At 38.4% G+C, this 14,589-nt stretch carries 9 protein-coding genes; 3 read left to right on the forward strand and 6 right to left on the reverse strand.

Features of this window, described 5'->3' with window-relative positions:
- Window positions 1-690: 690 nt before the first annotated feature.
- Both IL355_RS10770 and IL355_RS10775 read left to right on the forward strand, forming a co-directional pair.
- A complete protein-coding gene (locus IL355_RS10770; protein ID WP_192462142.1) occupies window positions 691-1,635 on the forward strand; it encodes an alpha/beta hydrolase in 945 nt (314 codons plus the stop codon).
- Between the two features lie 84 nt (window positions 1,636-1,719).
- Window positions 1,720-3,291 carry a carboxylesterase/lipase family protein gene (locus tag IL355_RS10775; protein ID WP_192462470.1) on the forward strand — a complete coding sequence of 524 codons (1,572 nt, stop codon included), beginning with the start codon at window positions 1,720-1,722 and terminating at the stop codon, window positions 3,289-3,291.
- 700 nt (window positions 3,292-3,991) lie between these two features.
- Here the strand turns inward: IL355_RS10775 and IL355_RS10780 are convergent.
- From IL355_RS10780 to IL355_RS10805, 6 genes are all read right to left on the reverse strand, one after another.
- On the reverse strand, window positions 3,992-5,611 hold the full coding sequence (locus IL355_RS10780) for a sodium:solute symporter (protein ID WP_192462143.1): 1,620 nt from the start codon (window positions 5,609-5,611) through the stop codon (window positions 3,992-3,994).
- A 26-nt stretch (window positions 5,612-5,637) separates the two neighbouring features.
- The gene (locus IL355_RS10785; protein ID WP_192462144.1) at window positions 5,638-6,810 is read right to left on the reverse strand and encodes an aldose epimerase family protein; all 1,173 of its coding nucleotides are present in this window, start codon (window positions 6,808-6,810) and stop codon (window positions 5,638-5,640) included.
- A 17-nt stretch (window positions 6,811-6,827) separates the two neighbouring features.
- Window positions 6,828-8,336 carry an L-arabinose isomerase gene (gene araA, locus IL355_RS10790; protein WP_192462145.1) on the reverse strand — a complete coding sequence of 503 codons (1,509 nt, stop codon included), beginning with the start codon at window positions 8,334-8,336 and terminating at the stop codon, window positions 6,828-6,830.
- A gap of 435 nt (window positions 8,337-8,771) precedes the next feature.
- Window positions 8,772-10,358 (reverse strand): alpha-N-arabinofuranosidase, encoded by a 1,587-nt coding sequence (locus IL355_RS10795; protein ID WP_192462146.1) that lies wholly within the window; start codon window positions 10,356-10,358, stop codon window positions 8,772-8,774.
- 297 nt (window positions 10,359-10,655) lie between these two features.
- Window positions 10,656-11,876, reverse strand: a complete 1,221-nt coding sequence (locus tag IL355_RS10800) for a fumarylacetoacetate hydrolase family protein (RefSeq protein WP_192462147.1) — start codon at window positions 11,874-11,876, stop codon at window positions 10,656-10,658.
- A gap of 3 nt (window positions 11,877-11,879) precedes the next feature.
- Window positions 11,880-13,454 (reverse strand): aldehyde dehydrogenase (NADP(+)), encoded by a 1,575-nt coding sequence (locus IL355_RS10805; RefSeq protein ID WP_225621200.1) that lies wholly within the window; start codon window positions 13,452-13,454, stop codon window positions 11,880-11,882.
- Between the two features lie 646 nt (window positions 13,455-14,100).
- Between IL355_RS10805 and IL355_RS10810 the strand changes: the two genes are divergently transcribed.
- Window positions 14,101-14,550, forward strand: coding sequence for a nuclear transport factor 2 family protein (locus IL355_RS10810; RefSeq protein ID WP_192462148.1), 450 nt, complete (start codon window positions 14,101-14,103; stop codon window positions 14,548-14,550).
- The last annotated feature ends 39 nt before the right edge of the window (window positions 14,551-14,589 follow it).

A 14,589-nucleotide genomic window follows, 5' to 3' on the forward strand; every position in this document is an offset into this window, starting at 1 on the left:
CGGTGACCTTCATTCCTGAATCGTACTGTTGGAGCATAGATACTATCTGTGCTTCGGTAAATCTGCTTTTCTTCATAATCTAAAAATAGTTGATTTTTAAACTGTTTGAAAAACAGGGAAGCCTTCATTTTTAGGGAAGCCTACACTCCCTTTTACTTTGGAGACACCAGTATTACAAAATCTCTACTACGCTTACAAAGTGCGCAATAAAAACTTAAATGAGATCAACAGTTTTATTCTTAAATTGAATGCTAACGAACATATAACATGATTATGATGTTTCGGTTGCAACCTCGTAACTATCGCTTTATTTTTATAAGTTCAAACTACCTTTCATCAGTTTGAAGAACAAGTCTGTTTCACAAAATTTAGGTAGCAGAAAGTAAGACAAGCCATGAAGCATTTAAATGACGTCTCTACCTGTTTTTTGTAATTAAATAACATTTTTACACTAGGTCTCCTATTTTGTTGGTTTCCGTATTTCGGAACAAATGGAACAAGAAATGAAAATATGCGTTTTTTGTTCGATCGTTCATCTATAAGCCCGTGATGTTGAGTTTCCTAGTATATTATCTCTATTCCCTTTAAATTCTAGTTTTTAGGTAGTTAAATATTAAAAGTGATTTGTTTCATGTTATTAAATGTGATAATTACACTATATTTGGTTTTTATCACTTAAACTCATAACAAATGAACTCAACTCTAAACAATTTCACTAAAGTCATCTTATTAATTGCGTTATTATGCAATGCTCAAAATTCAGCATCTCAAGACGGTACGATTTACCCACTTGATGCTCCCGATGAACCAAATGCTATTTTACTGGGTACTGGTGGTGTCGACGACCAACCAGCATCGGAATCTTGGTTTCGCCAATGGGGAGACCCCATGGCCAGAAATATTACTACAGCAACACTCACGCCTTTTCTACCTGACCCTGAAAAAGCGAACGGCACTGCCGTCATTGTAGCACCGGGAGGTGGTTTTAGATGGCTGTCGTTGGGCAACGAAGGTTGGGAAGTAGCCGAGGCTTTGGCCAAACAGGGTATCGCTGCCTTTGTTCTAAAATATAGATTGCACCCAACCCCTCAATCACTAGATGAATTTACTGCTTGGATGAATAGGCCTAGAACAGCACCTTCAGAATCGAGTAATTCAGAATCTGAGACTAATAGGCCAGCTCCCCCTCAAAGAGACCTATCAAATCAACTTGAAGATGCCGAAGCTGCTTATAAAATGATTCTCAAGCGCGCCAAAGAATGGGGTGTCGACACTAACCGAATTGGAATGATCGGCTTTTCTGCCGGAGCAGGGCTTACCATGCATTCAACCTTAAACTCGAAAATTATGAAATTGGCTTTCATCGGACCTATATACGGTGGTATGGGAGCTGTCGAAGTACCTAAAAACGCTCCTCCAATGTTCAATGTCATAGCTTCTGACGATTTTCTTTTCAGGGGACAATTTGGTGTAATCGATTCGTGGTTTAAGGCTGGTATTCCCGTTGAATTTCACCTATACCAAAATGGCGGACACGGTTTCGGACTCGGAAACCCAAATCGCACCAGTAACCGGTGGTTTGATGCTTTTGTTCATTGGTTAGATGTCAATGAATTTTTAAAAGATAAGAAATAAGTTCCTCCGTCAATACTATACCAAATGACTTCATTTAAGAATAGAGGGCAACATACACCCTGTATAAAAAATATAGGCCTGCCAATGAACCGTCATAAGTTAATCATCAAATTACGTTTATTATTACCCTGCCTGATTATACTGTCGATAGCAGTGGGATGTAATACAAAACAAAAAGCCGATAAAAGTTTAAATGTAACTACAACATTTGGCGAAATAATGGGCGCCAAAAAGGATAGTGTATTTGCATTTAAGGGAATTCCTTATGCCAAGGCAGAAAGATTTATGCCTCCACAAGATCCTGATAGTTGGAATGACGTGCTGGAGTGTACGGACTTTGGCCCTGTAGCAAAACAAAAAGTTGCTTGGATCGATGATTCGGATACCGATGAAAAAAGGCTATTCAGTGTAAATGTTTGGACAAATGGCATTAATGACGGAAAAAAACGTTCGGTCATGTTCTGGCTACATGGTGGTGGTTTTCACGTAGGCGGTAGTAACGACCCCATGACCTATGGCAAAGCATTGGCAGAAAAAGGCGATGTCGTAGTAGTATCGGTCAATCATCGATTAAATATTCTTGGCTTTCTTGATTTGTCCGCCTACGGTGAAAAATATGCCCAATCAGCGAATGTAGGTATGCTAGATGTGGTAAAGGCCCTTGAATGGGTAAAGAACAATATTGAAAATTTTGGTGGCAACCCTTCCGATGTAACCATATTTGGAGAATCTGGAGGTGGTGGAAAGGTGGGTACTCTTATGTGCATGCCCGCCGCGAAAGGGTTGTTTCACAAGGCAATTATTCAAAGTGGAACCCTGATAAATGTAATGACTCAAGAAAAATCAAAAGAATTAGGATCAAAAGTGGTTAAAAATTTGAAGTTAAGTTCTGATCAAATGCACAAAATAGATTCTATACCCTACGAAGATTTAGTTGAGGCTGGCAACGCGGCTATAGCAGAGATTTCCGGTCCCAGAAAACCCGGTTCACCTACCATGTTCGGTTTTGCCCCTTCGGTAGATGGGGCTGTATTGTTGCAGCAACCCTTTAGCCCTGGTTTTTCGGATATTTCGAAAAATATTCCCCTGATGATAGGCACAACGTTAAACGAACTTATCAGAACTGCTTATTCTGAAAAAGATTTGACCGTGGCAAAGGCAAAAGAAAGGCTCAAAGAAATATATGACGAAAAAACCGATGATTTTGTTCGATTATATGCAGAAGCATATCCCCAATACACGGCTCAAGACCTTTTGTCTATTGACACTGTTTTTAGACCAAACACCATCAAAACAGCCGATGAATGGTCAAGTGTGAGCAATGCACCTATTTATGCTTATTTATTGGCATGGAAAAGCCCCGTTGAAAATGCCTCTAAAGGTTCATTTCATGGTTTGGATATACCTTTGGCCTTTCACAATGTCGATTTAAGAAAAGACTGGACGGGAAATACTGAAGAAGCTTGGCATCTATCTGAAAAAATGAGTTCTGCCTGGCTGAACTTTGCTAAGACAGGCAATCCTAATGTAAAACAACAATTGCCAGAATGGGAAGCATACACCAAAGAAAATGGTGTTACCATGTACTTTGATAATGAAAGTAAAATCGTTACACATCACGACAGAAAGCTAATGCAATTAATTTCCAAACCATAGTACAACATACTATTAAGATGTTCCTTTTATTCAATTGTATGAATTGAGTTTTCTACGCTCATGACCCTGCTGGCTTATATTGTATAATGTTCGTCTAAGAGAGGATTTGAATTAAATGTGACAAATTGAATCAGCAATTAAAACAAGCAATAATTCAAGGTAAAACCGCTTTGAGCATCGAATTTGGTTACCACCGACATCGAGGTTGTTTTAATCCATTGGAAACATACTTTTAAGAGTCAGACAATAATGATTGGGAAAATGAATTAGTAAATGATTATTGGTCATATACAGAAGAGGTTTACGAATAGCTCCTGGAGGTTGGTTCAAGACGCCTTTGGTCGCACTAAAAAAATGCTCGGCAGCTTTTAATATTCAGGTTGCCATTATGCCAGCTTGTAACGACGGTGCTTCATAGCGTTCGGAACTTCTAGCTACCTACAATTCAATAAAACAAAAGGGCAGAGTTGAACGAGTTATCTTGAGAACAAAGTATTTTTAGACCTCCAGTCGCGTATGGTAAATCCCGAATTAAATGATGTACTGGGCTTTTCAGATTTTTTAAATTATCATAAAAAAGGGTTGAGCATTGTAAAAGCGACGGTTAGGTTTTTTAATCACGATTTTAAGTGAATATAATTTCCAACACTTTGTTAAAATAAGCCAGATACCACATTTGAAATATATATGGAACAAGTAATTATTTTCCATTAAAGAAAACCATGACGCCAACCACTACCGCCAATACAATAATTGAAATGAAAATATCAATCCAACTATAACTATTCTTGGTCTTTTCTTTTTCTTCATTACTAATGGTACCGAAAGTTAAGTTAGCCACTTTTTCTTCATCGGGTGCCGGTGCCAAAAAGCTAACCACAATGGCAAAAATGATACAAACCAAGAAAAACCAAGCGCCAAAACTTAAAAAGTTCATGTCGCCCATATAAAACCAAAAACCGTTAGGGTCTAAATCATTTTTGGTTAATTCCAAAACGATTCTAATGGCTGCTACAACGATACCCATCACCAATGTTAAATAAGCTCCCAGACCATTGATTCTCTTATAGAAAATACCCAATAAAAACACCGCTGTTATCGGCGGAGCAATATACGATTGCACACTTTGTAAATACTCATAGAGAACTCCCGAGATGTTGGCCATTATAGGAATCCATATGATACCGATGATTACGACAACCATTGTCGCCATTTGGCCCGTCTTTACCAATTTTTTCTCTGGAGTATCAGGTTTTAATTTCTTATAAATATCAACCGTAAAGAGTGTTGATACCGAATTGAAAACAGATGCCAAAGAACTCATTAATGCCGCTAGTAGACCGGCAGCGACCAAACCGCGAAGACCAGAAGGCAGTACGTTGCTCATTAAAACTGGAAAGGCCTCATCGGGAGAATCCCATTGCAACTGGCCTCTCATTTTAAGCGCTAGGGCTATGACGCCCGGAATCAAGAAAAGAAAAACTGGCAACAACTTCATTACAGCTCCGAAAATAGTACCCCTTCTACCTTCTTTAACATTCTTTGCCGTAAGGGCACGTTGAACGATGTACTGATCGGTACACCAATACCATATACCCACAATAGTACTTGTAACCACCAATGAAGGCCATGGAAAATCTTGATCCGTAGATGGTCGCCACATATTAAGATATTCCGGCTTAACGGTTTCTATAAGACTGTCCCATCCGCCTACTTCCCCTAGGCCTAGATAGGTTAATACAGCGGCACCAAAAACAAGTAATATAGCCTGTAAAGTTTCGGTATAAACAACAGCCCTCATACCTCCTAAAACCGTATAAATACCCGTTAAGACGACTGTGGCAATGGCACCGGTCCAGAAATCGATACCCAATAATGCGGATACCACCACACCCCCCGCGTAAATGGTCACTGAAATTTTTGTTAGTACATAAGCTACAATTGAAAAAACCGATAATACCCAGCGAGAACGGGCATCAAAACGCTTTTCTAAGAATTCCGGCATGGTAAACACACCACTTCGGGCATAAAAGGGCAAGAATACCCACCCTAAAATCAGTACTATCCAAGCCTGTATCTCATAGATAAGCATAGGCAATTTATCACTGGCACCAGCTCCTGCCAAACCAACAACATGCTCAGAACCGATATTTGAGGCAAAAATAGAAGCCCCAACCACAAACCAACCTACATTACGCCCTGCCAGAAAGTAATCTTCAGTACTGTTCTTTTTCTTACTGATTACCCATACTGCTATACCCAGCAATACAAGAAAATATAAGGTTATTGTTACCCAATCAAAAGTATCTAATGTTTGCATGCTATATTAGGTTAGCTTAAATCGATTTATTTTGTCGAAAATTTGAAAACAGTTTTTGTGTTATAGATTTCACCCGGATTTAACCGTGTAGAGGGAAATTCGGGTTGGTTAGGACTATTAGGATAGTGTTGCGTTTCAAGACAAAAACCAGAACGATGCCCATAAGCACCCCCCTTAGGGTTTTGCAAGCTACCATCCAAAAAATTACCCGTATAAAACTGTATCGCAGGTTCGGTGGTGGAAACTTCCATCACCCTACCACTTGAAGGATCATACGCTGATGCTACTTTTCTAAGATGACCCTTTTTACCATTTAAGACCCAACAATGGTCATAGCCGCCACCAAGTTTTAATTGTTGATTATCCGCTTGAATATCTTTTCCAATTGGTTTTGGCCGGGTGAAATCGAATGGTGTTCCTGCAACACCTTTTATCTCACCGGTAGGAATTAACCCAGAATCAACAGGTAAAAAGGCATCGGCATGCAAGGTAACCTCATGATTCAAAATAGTATTCGAAAAATTGCCCGTCAAATTAAAATAAGCGTGCTGGGTAAGGTTTACTACAGTAGGTTTATCGGTTTTAGCTTTATATTCTACTTCTAGCTCATTGTCGTTATTCAGTGTATAAACTACCGTGACATCAAGGCTACCAGGGTACCCCTCTTCGTCATCTTTGCTTAAATAATGCAGTTCTAATTTTGATTCATTACTACTTTCAATGGCCCTTACCGACCAATTTACCTTATCGAAACCTACATTGCCACCATGTAAATGGTTTTCGCCATCATTAGCAGCCAAGGTATGCTTGGTATTGTCAATACTAAATTGACCTTTTGCAATTCTATTGCCATACCGCCCAATCAATGCCCCAAAAAATGGATTTTCGTTTAAGTAATCTTCAATATTGTCGAAACCTAAGGTTACATTTTCTAAGTTGTTACTTTTATCGGGTACTTTTAAAGAGATAATTCTTCCTCCGTAACTGATAACATCGACCTGCATGCCGTTTTTATTGGTCATTACATATCTATAGACGACCGTGTTATCATTAAGTTTACCGAATACCGACTTCTCAATAACCATATTTTTTTCCTCTTGAATTTTCTCGCGTCCGTTTTTCTCAGCTTTTTGTTTACAGGAAAAAAATGAAACTGAGATAACGAACAATAGCGCAAATCGATTGATTTTTAGTATCATTATTTATTGTTTAGGTTTTAGTAGCCTCTTTGAAACCCATGGTAATAGGCTTCATTGGAGTGTATCAAATCTTTAAAACTTCTAAGACGGGTGTCATCGTCGATTACCAATAGTTCAATACCAAAGATTTCAGCGAAATCTTCAAGAAATTCCGTAGTAAGAGCTTGAGTATAAACAGTATGGTGTGCACCACCGGCTAATATCCAAGCGGTGGCAGCTACATCTAAATTGGGTTTCGCATCCCATATAACTCTAGCTACGGGAAGTTTCGGTAAATCGGCTAATGGCTTAACTGCTTCTACTTCGTTAACAATCAATCGAAACCTATCGCCTATATCTATTAGTGAGGCATTTAAGGCTTTACCGGCCGGAGAATTAAAAACCAATCGAACAGGGTCATCCTTTGCTCCAATACGTAAGGGGTGAACTTCACATGATGGCTTCGCATCGGCAATCGTAGGACATATTTCTAACATGTGCGACCCCATTACCAAATTCTTGGTAGGGCTAAAATGATATGTATAATCTTCCATAAAAGAAGTACCACCTTGCAACCCTATTGCCATTACCTTCATGACCCGAGTAAGTGCAGCTGTTTTCCAGTCACCCTCGCCTCCAAAACCGTAACCGTCTGCCATTAATCGCTGAACTGGCAAGCCCGGAAGTTGTTTTAAACTACCAAGATTTTCAAATGTGTCGGTAAAGGCCATATAACCACCCTCATGTAAAAATTCGCGCATGGCAAGTTCTATTTTCGCCGCGTCAAGTAGGGATTCCCTATTTTTTCCATGTTTTAAGAGTTCGGGTGCCAAGTGATAAGATTCTTCATAAATAGTCACCAACCCGTTGATTTCTTCTTTACTCAGTTTTTCAATTCTTGAGGTAATATCCGATGAATCATAACCATTGACAGACATACCAAATTTAATTTGTGCCCCAACTTTATCACCTTCGGTAACCGCTACCTCGCGCATATTATCTCCAAATCTTGCTACCTTAAGATTTTTCATCTCATCGACTCCCAAGGCAACACGAGACCATACACCGATTTTGTGCTGAATCCTTTTTTCTTTCCAATGCCCCACCACTACTTTGCGATTGATTCGCATACGTGACATAATATGACCGAACTCTCGATCACCATGGGCCGATTGGTTCAGGTTCATAAAGTTCATATCAATAGAACTCCAAGGAATTTCAGCATTGAACTGTGTGTGCAGATGACACAAAGGCTTATTGAGAATCTTAAGACCGTTAACCCACATTTTGGCCGGTGAAAAAGTGTGCATCCAACCAATTATTCCGATACATTTATCTGACGTATTTACAGAGACACAAAATTCTAAAATCTCAGAAGGTGTCTTTAAAATGGCCTTGTGAACTATGGTAAGCGAAATATGAGTCGATTCATTTAATGCTTCGGCTATTATTTTAGAATTTTCAGCGACCTGTTTTAAAGTTTCAGGCCCATATAAATGCTGGGTACCCGTTACAAACCAAATTTCTTTATTTGATATTTTGTTCATCTTTACCGACCTTTTAAGTGGTCATTGTGTTTTTATTTTTCATTAAAATAAACCCCCTATCACCGACTAAATAAATGCTAGTCTTTAGATTGGTGTCGTAGTAGTTTTTAGAAACAAAGAGTTTAAAAACTGTCAAAAAATCTCAAAATTTCGAGAAATCGACATACCATTGATGCTTAATTCTCCGGTAATCTCGAATGAACACAATATTTTCGCATATTCTCCCTCAAAGGAAAAAACCCTCTCTACATTTTTTAAAATTTCATTTAACTACCTCATAATTGAAAGTCATATCTAGCTTATCGTGCGATTGATTCTTAAAGAATCAATTGATGAATTAAGATTAATTCTGTCAAGAAAGATTGCACCGGCCACCCATGGTAGATGATTCTGCCAGACTACGAAAATTTCATATAAAATTGTGTTCGATTTTAACTAATCACTACTTAACATTACCAATGAGTGCGCTGGCAGTTTTAAGTTTAGAATACCTTTTCTAACCTTGAATTCTTTAAAAGGTTTAGGTATTACCTTATCAGCATTTTCAAAAGTATTATGATCTTGAAGTTTAGGGGATGTTAAAATTTGTGCCTCGAAGTTCTTCGAATTCAAATTAGCAACATTGATTTCTATTGATATTTCTTTTTCAGGATCGATGTTTACAATGGAAATATGCTTTTTTCCATCTGAATTCTCGGAAGCTGATACCGATACCACCGGCAACCCTCTATATTCAGCATTGTTTTCAATTTCTGTAGGTATAAGTAATGCGTCATGGTGAACTTTATACATATGCATTACATGATAGGTGGGTGTCTTAATCATTTTTTCTTCATCGGTTAAAATAACTGCCTGAAGAACGTTTACCACTTGGGCCAAATTGGCCATTTTTACTCTCCGCGCATGATTGTTAAACGTGTTTAGAACTGTTCCCGCAATCATTACGTCACGAATAGTGTTCTGTTGGTAAAGAACCCCATTCTTCACTTCTGGCTCTGCATCATACCATCCACCCCATTCATCAACAAAAAGGTCTACCTTACCGTCGGGATCGTACTTATCCATTATTTCAATATGCTTCGTAACGTATTCCTCCATATTTAAGGCCTGCTCCATTGTTTTAAAATAGATTTCCTCATCAAAATTTACCGAGGGTCCTTTAACATCCCAATTAAAAACGGCATAATCATGAAGGGCGACCGCTTCCATCAATTCATGAGGTACATTTTTCATTAGGGTCTCTGTCCAATGATAATCATCTTCTGAAGCACCCGAAGCAATGCGGTATACCTCAGATTCACCTGACCAACCGGCCATAAAAGTGGCGTATTGTCTATAAATATTAGCGTAATATTCGGCAGTCATATTACCGCCACAACCCCAAGCTTCATTACCTACACCCCAATATTTTACTTTCCATGGCTCTTCGCGACCGTTTTTACGTCGCCAATCGGCCATGGGACTTGTGCCGTCATGGTTAGTATATTGAACCCAATCTATCAACTCTTGTACGGTACCACTGCCAACGTTAGCGGATAAGTAAGGCTCTGCCTCTAAAACCTCACAGAGATTCAGAAAGTTATGTGTGCCGAAACTATTGTCTTCAGTAGTACCGCCCCACCAGCGATTAACAATGGTAGGCCTTTCTGATTGGGGCCCAACCCCATCTTTCCAATGGTAGGTATCTGCAAAACAGCCACCGGGCCAGCGTAGGTTCGGAATATCAAGTTCTTTAAGGGCTTCTATGATATCATTTCGTACACCATCTGTATTTGGTATAGTCTTGTTTTCTTCTCCCACGTATAACCCTTCATAGATACATCTACCTAAATGCTCTGCAAAATGACCATAAATATGTTTGCTTATGGTGTCTTTTGATTTTTCGGCGCTAAAATCAATTTTTACGGTATTCTGAGCGAATACTGTAGAGACCAGCGCCAAGCACAGTAAGCCTGATAATTTTACTTTTCTTCTAAATGAAAATCTCAATTTTTTAGCTAAGGGAAATAGATTGGTTGCCATGTTATTTTAATTAAGTGTGTATAAGACACGTAAAAATAGTCAAACAAATCTATTATTAACAACTAATATGATAATTTCTCGATTTTTTTCTCAAAAAATTCATTTAATCACAAAACATACAGGTAATTAAATTTCTGATTAATAATTATTTATGTACAACAGCGCTCTCAGCATCACCTCGAAAGTATTTTGATGCTTATGGAGCCCACTTATACAGAAAAAAAGAACCACTTATCTCAAAGTGGTTCTTTTTATGGGGCATAAAAATTATAAAAGAGCTAATTTTCAAAAATTTAGCTAAGCGTTTTCCGCTCTTTGCGACAAGGTCATTCTTTTGTATGTATAATCTACAAAAGCATTGATACCGAAATTCCATTTAGGGATTTTATCGGAATTATTCACCCAATTGATCAATTTGCCCAATTTAGGTGAAGCAATGGTTACCTTGTCATTTATTTTGTGTGTAAATCCCATTCCTTCTTCGCCCCTGTCTAAAGTTGGCGCAAACATAGTTCCACAAAATAATACGAAACCATCAGGGTATTGGTGATTACCATTGAGCACCTGAGCTACTAAATCTTCAGGTGAACGACTTATCGACCCCATATCGCTGGCGTCTTCCAATAGAAAACCATCCTCTCCTTCAATTGTAAGTGATACGTTACACGCTTTTACATCTTTTAAAGAAAAAGTGTCATCGAACAATCGAAACAAAGGCCCGATAGCGCACGAGCCATTCTGATCCTTGGCTTCACCCAACAACAAAGCACTTCGGCCTTCATAATCGCGTAAATTCACATCATTGCCTAACGCAGCTCCTACAATTTTGCCGGTATTTGATACCACTAAGACCACCTCTGGCTCCGGATTATTCCAAGAAGAATCGTGCAGTACCCCTACTTCAGCTCCGAAACCAATCGAAGAAAAAGGTTGACTCTTTGTAAAAACCTCGGCGTCTGGCCCTATACCCACCTCAAGATATTGAGACCAAATACCTCTTCTTTTCAATTCTTCCTTTAACTTAATAGCATGTTCCGAACCAGGTTTAATTTCATTCAACCCCTCACCTATGGTAGATGTTATTTCTCCCCTTATCTGTTTTGCAAGACTGGGGTCGCCTTTAGCCTTTTCTTCAATAACCCTTTCCAACAGACTTTTTATAAATGTTACACCACAGGCCTTTACCGCTTGCGTGTCATTTGGGGCCATAAAAAAGGGTTGATTGCCATTCTGATTATAGAAGAGGGTATTGTTCAAAATATCGCTTAGTGTACCTATTTTCCTAATATTAGCGTCTCCGGTAGTTAAAACACTCATATAGGAATCACTGCTTATTAGTTGACTGGTAGACTTGTAGTAGTACGATAAATCGAAGACCTCACCGTTTTTAACCCATACTACATGCGGCCCCTCTACGTTGTTAAAAGCTAGTTCTTGTGGTACATGACATCGGCCCACCCAAGTTCCTATCCGGGCATGATCCGGTATTATTTCTTTTATATCCATATCTTGATTCATCTACTATATATTATCGGTGGTATAAACCCCATTTACCAATCTAACAATTTTATTAATGTTTTCATCTTGAAGATCAATAGGTAATTTTTCTTGCGGAATGTTCTGGTAGCATTTTACGGTACAAAAACGTTCTATTGCGGCTGTACCCACCGAGGTAGTGGCCTCAAACGTTGAAGAAGGATATGGGCCACCATGATGCATTGACGGACAAACCTCTACACCCGTAGGAAACCCGTTAAATATCAATCTTCCCACTTTTTGCTCCAAGGCATCCAAGACATCGACCAACCCTGTATCTTCATCTGCATGAACGGTACCGGTTAAATGCCCCCCTAGACTTTTAATAACATCCACTAATTCACCATTATCTTCGCACTGTACGACTATAGCTGCCGGACCAAAAATTTCATCTTCCAATTCTGGAGTGGCCAAGAATTTCTTTGCACTTACCTCGAAAAGATTTCCATTATTTTCTTTTTGAGAAATAATTTCCACAGAATCGGTGTCCTTTGTCTTTTGCACATTCTCCCTAAAACTTTCTTTGATTCGCTCATTTAAAAAATACCCGATATTTATCGCTCCCAATGCCTCGACCAAATCAGCTATAAAAGTTGAGTATTGGTCATTTTTCATAACCAATACTAGGCCTGGCTTAGTACAAAATTGTCCAGTTCCCAAGGTAATAGAACCTGCCAAGCCAGTGGCAATCTCTTTACCCCTGTTTTCAATGGCCTTGGGCATAATCACTAGAGGATTGGTACTGCCCATTTCTGCAAATACAGGTATAGGGTTTGGCCTAGAGGCCCCTATATTATAAAGTATTCTACCTACATGGGTGCTACCGGTAAACCCAACGGCCTTTAATTTCGGATGCTGTACCAATGCTTTACTTATTTCTGGCGAAAACCCTTGCACCATGGCAAACATTGCAGCAGGAAAATTGTTCTTTTCAATTGCCTTCTGTATTGCCCTTGTACACAATTCAGTAGTCGCCGGATGACTTGGGTGCCCTTTCACCACAATAGTATTACCCGCAGCAATGGCCGAAGCTGTATCACCCCCTAATGTAGAGAATGCCAAAGGAAAATTTGATGCAGAAAAGACTGCCACCGTTCCAAGAGGTCGATATATTCGTCTAATATCTGGCTTTGGTAAAGGTTGCCGATCAGGTATCGCGGTATCTATTCGAGCTTGTTGCCAATCGCCTTTTCTTACCAAATTCGCGAAAGAACGTAATTGATTACAAGTTCTACCTCGCTCACCGGTCAGCCGTGCTTCACCTAATCCAGTTTCCGCATTACATACAACAATTAACTGCGAACCTAAGGCTTCGAGCTCATCGGCTATTGAATCTAACAAATCGGCCCTTTCGTTCATACTTTTTATGCGTACAGCCTCAAAAGCTATAGCTGCTGCTGTAACAGCCTCATCTACTTGACTTACGTCCGCCGCAATAAACGCTTCTCCTTTTTCTCCATTTACCGGGTTCTGGGCATTGAATTCGTCGCCCTTACCTACTTGCCAGGTGCCTCCGATATAATTTTTTCTTGAAATAATCTCCTCGGTCATAATTTTCATGAATAGTTTAATTTATTAAATGATTAGAGCTTTAGTTTTAAATTTTTAGGGTTTTGATTTCATTTTATGGTGAAAAGAATATTCAAAGATCATTGCTCTCAAAATGAAGTTCTCTTCCCATTAAAGCGTATAAAAAATGTTTTCATCTCTTAAGTTATTTCAGTCTTAACCCCCAAACGACACTTAGCTGAATTTTGAAAATTTGGGACTAAAATATGATTACACCTCTAGGGTCGATACAATAAAAGTGATATTATCAGCGAGTCTTTTGATAAATAGATATGTTAAAGTTTCTTAAAATTAAAATTACACATTTTTCTTTTAGTGTGAAAATCACACGTTTAGAAAAAAACACACCTAACTATCACGATTTGAGCAAAATAATTATTTGTCAATTGCGAAAATTATTAAATATATTGTGATGGATTAATTAATAAAAGGTTATGATTTTTTTCATTTTAAAAATTCTTTAAATGAAATTTTAAGAAAATGAAATAATCAAAAATCATGTTTATGAGAGGCAAATATATCATTTAACAATTGTTTTGCCTCAGTCAACTAAAATCAGTTTAGTTCATATGTGCTATAAATAATTTTTCTTAAAGCCTAAACTAGACATGTATTTACTATCAAGACCAACTAAATTATGAAGCATACTTTTCTCAATAAATCGGGCGTACTTATTTGGCTATTATTATTTATGACCTTCTACGCGGTAGCACAAAGTTCTTTAAGAAAAGAAGATATTATACAGACATTAAAAGAGTTTGATAATGCCATGGTACAGCGCAACTCTGAAGTTTTAGCTTCAATTGTATCAGATAACTTAACATACGGCCATTCAAGTGGCAACATTCAGAATAAAGACCAATTTTTAGATGACGCCTTAAATGGTCCATTTCAATTCATTTCGATAGCTAATGAAGAACAAAGCCTTGTCGTTTCTAAAGATACAGGTATTGTGAGGCATATTCTTGCTGCAGATGCCAAGAATAATGGCAGCCCCACGAAGATTCGAATAGGTGTACTTATGGTGTTTCAAAAAAACGATCATGGTAAAATATTGCTTTTGGCCCGACAGGCTTACAAACTTTAAACAATAAATAAGCTGATTAATAATCTAACTGAATATAAT

This window comes from Euzebyella saccharophila (genome assembly GCF_014855495.1).
GTDB classification, from domain to species: Bacteria; Bacteroidota; Bacteroidia; order Flavobacteriales; family Flavobacteriaceae; genus Euzebyella; species Euzebyella saccharophila.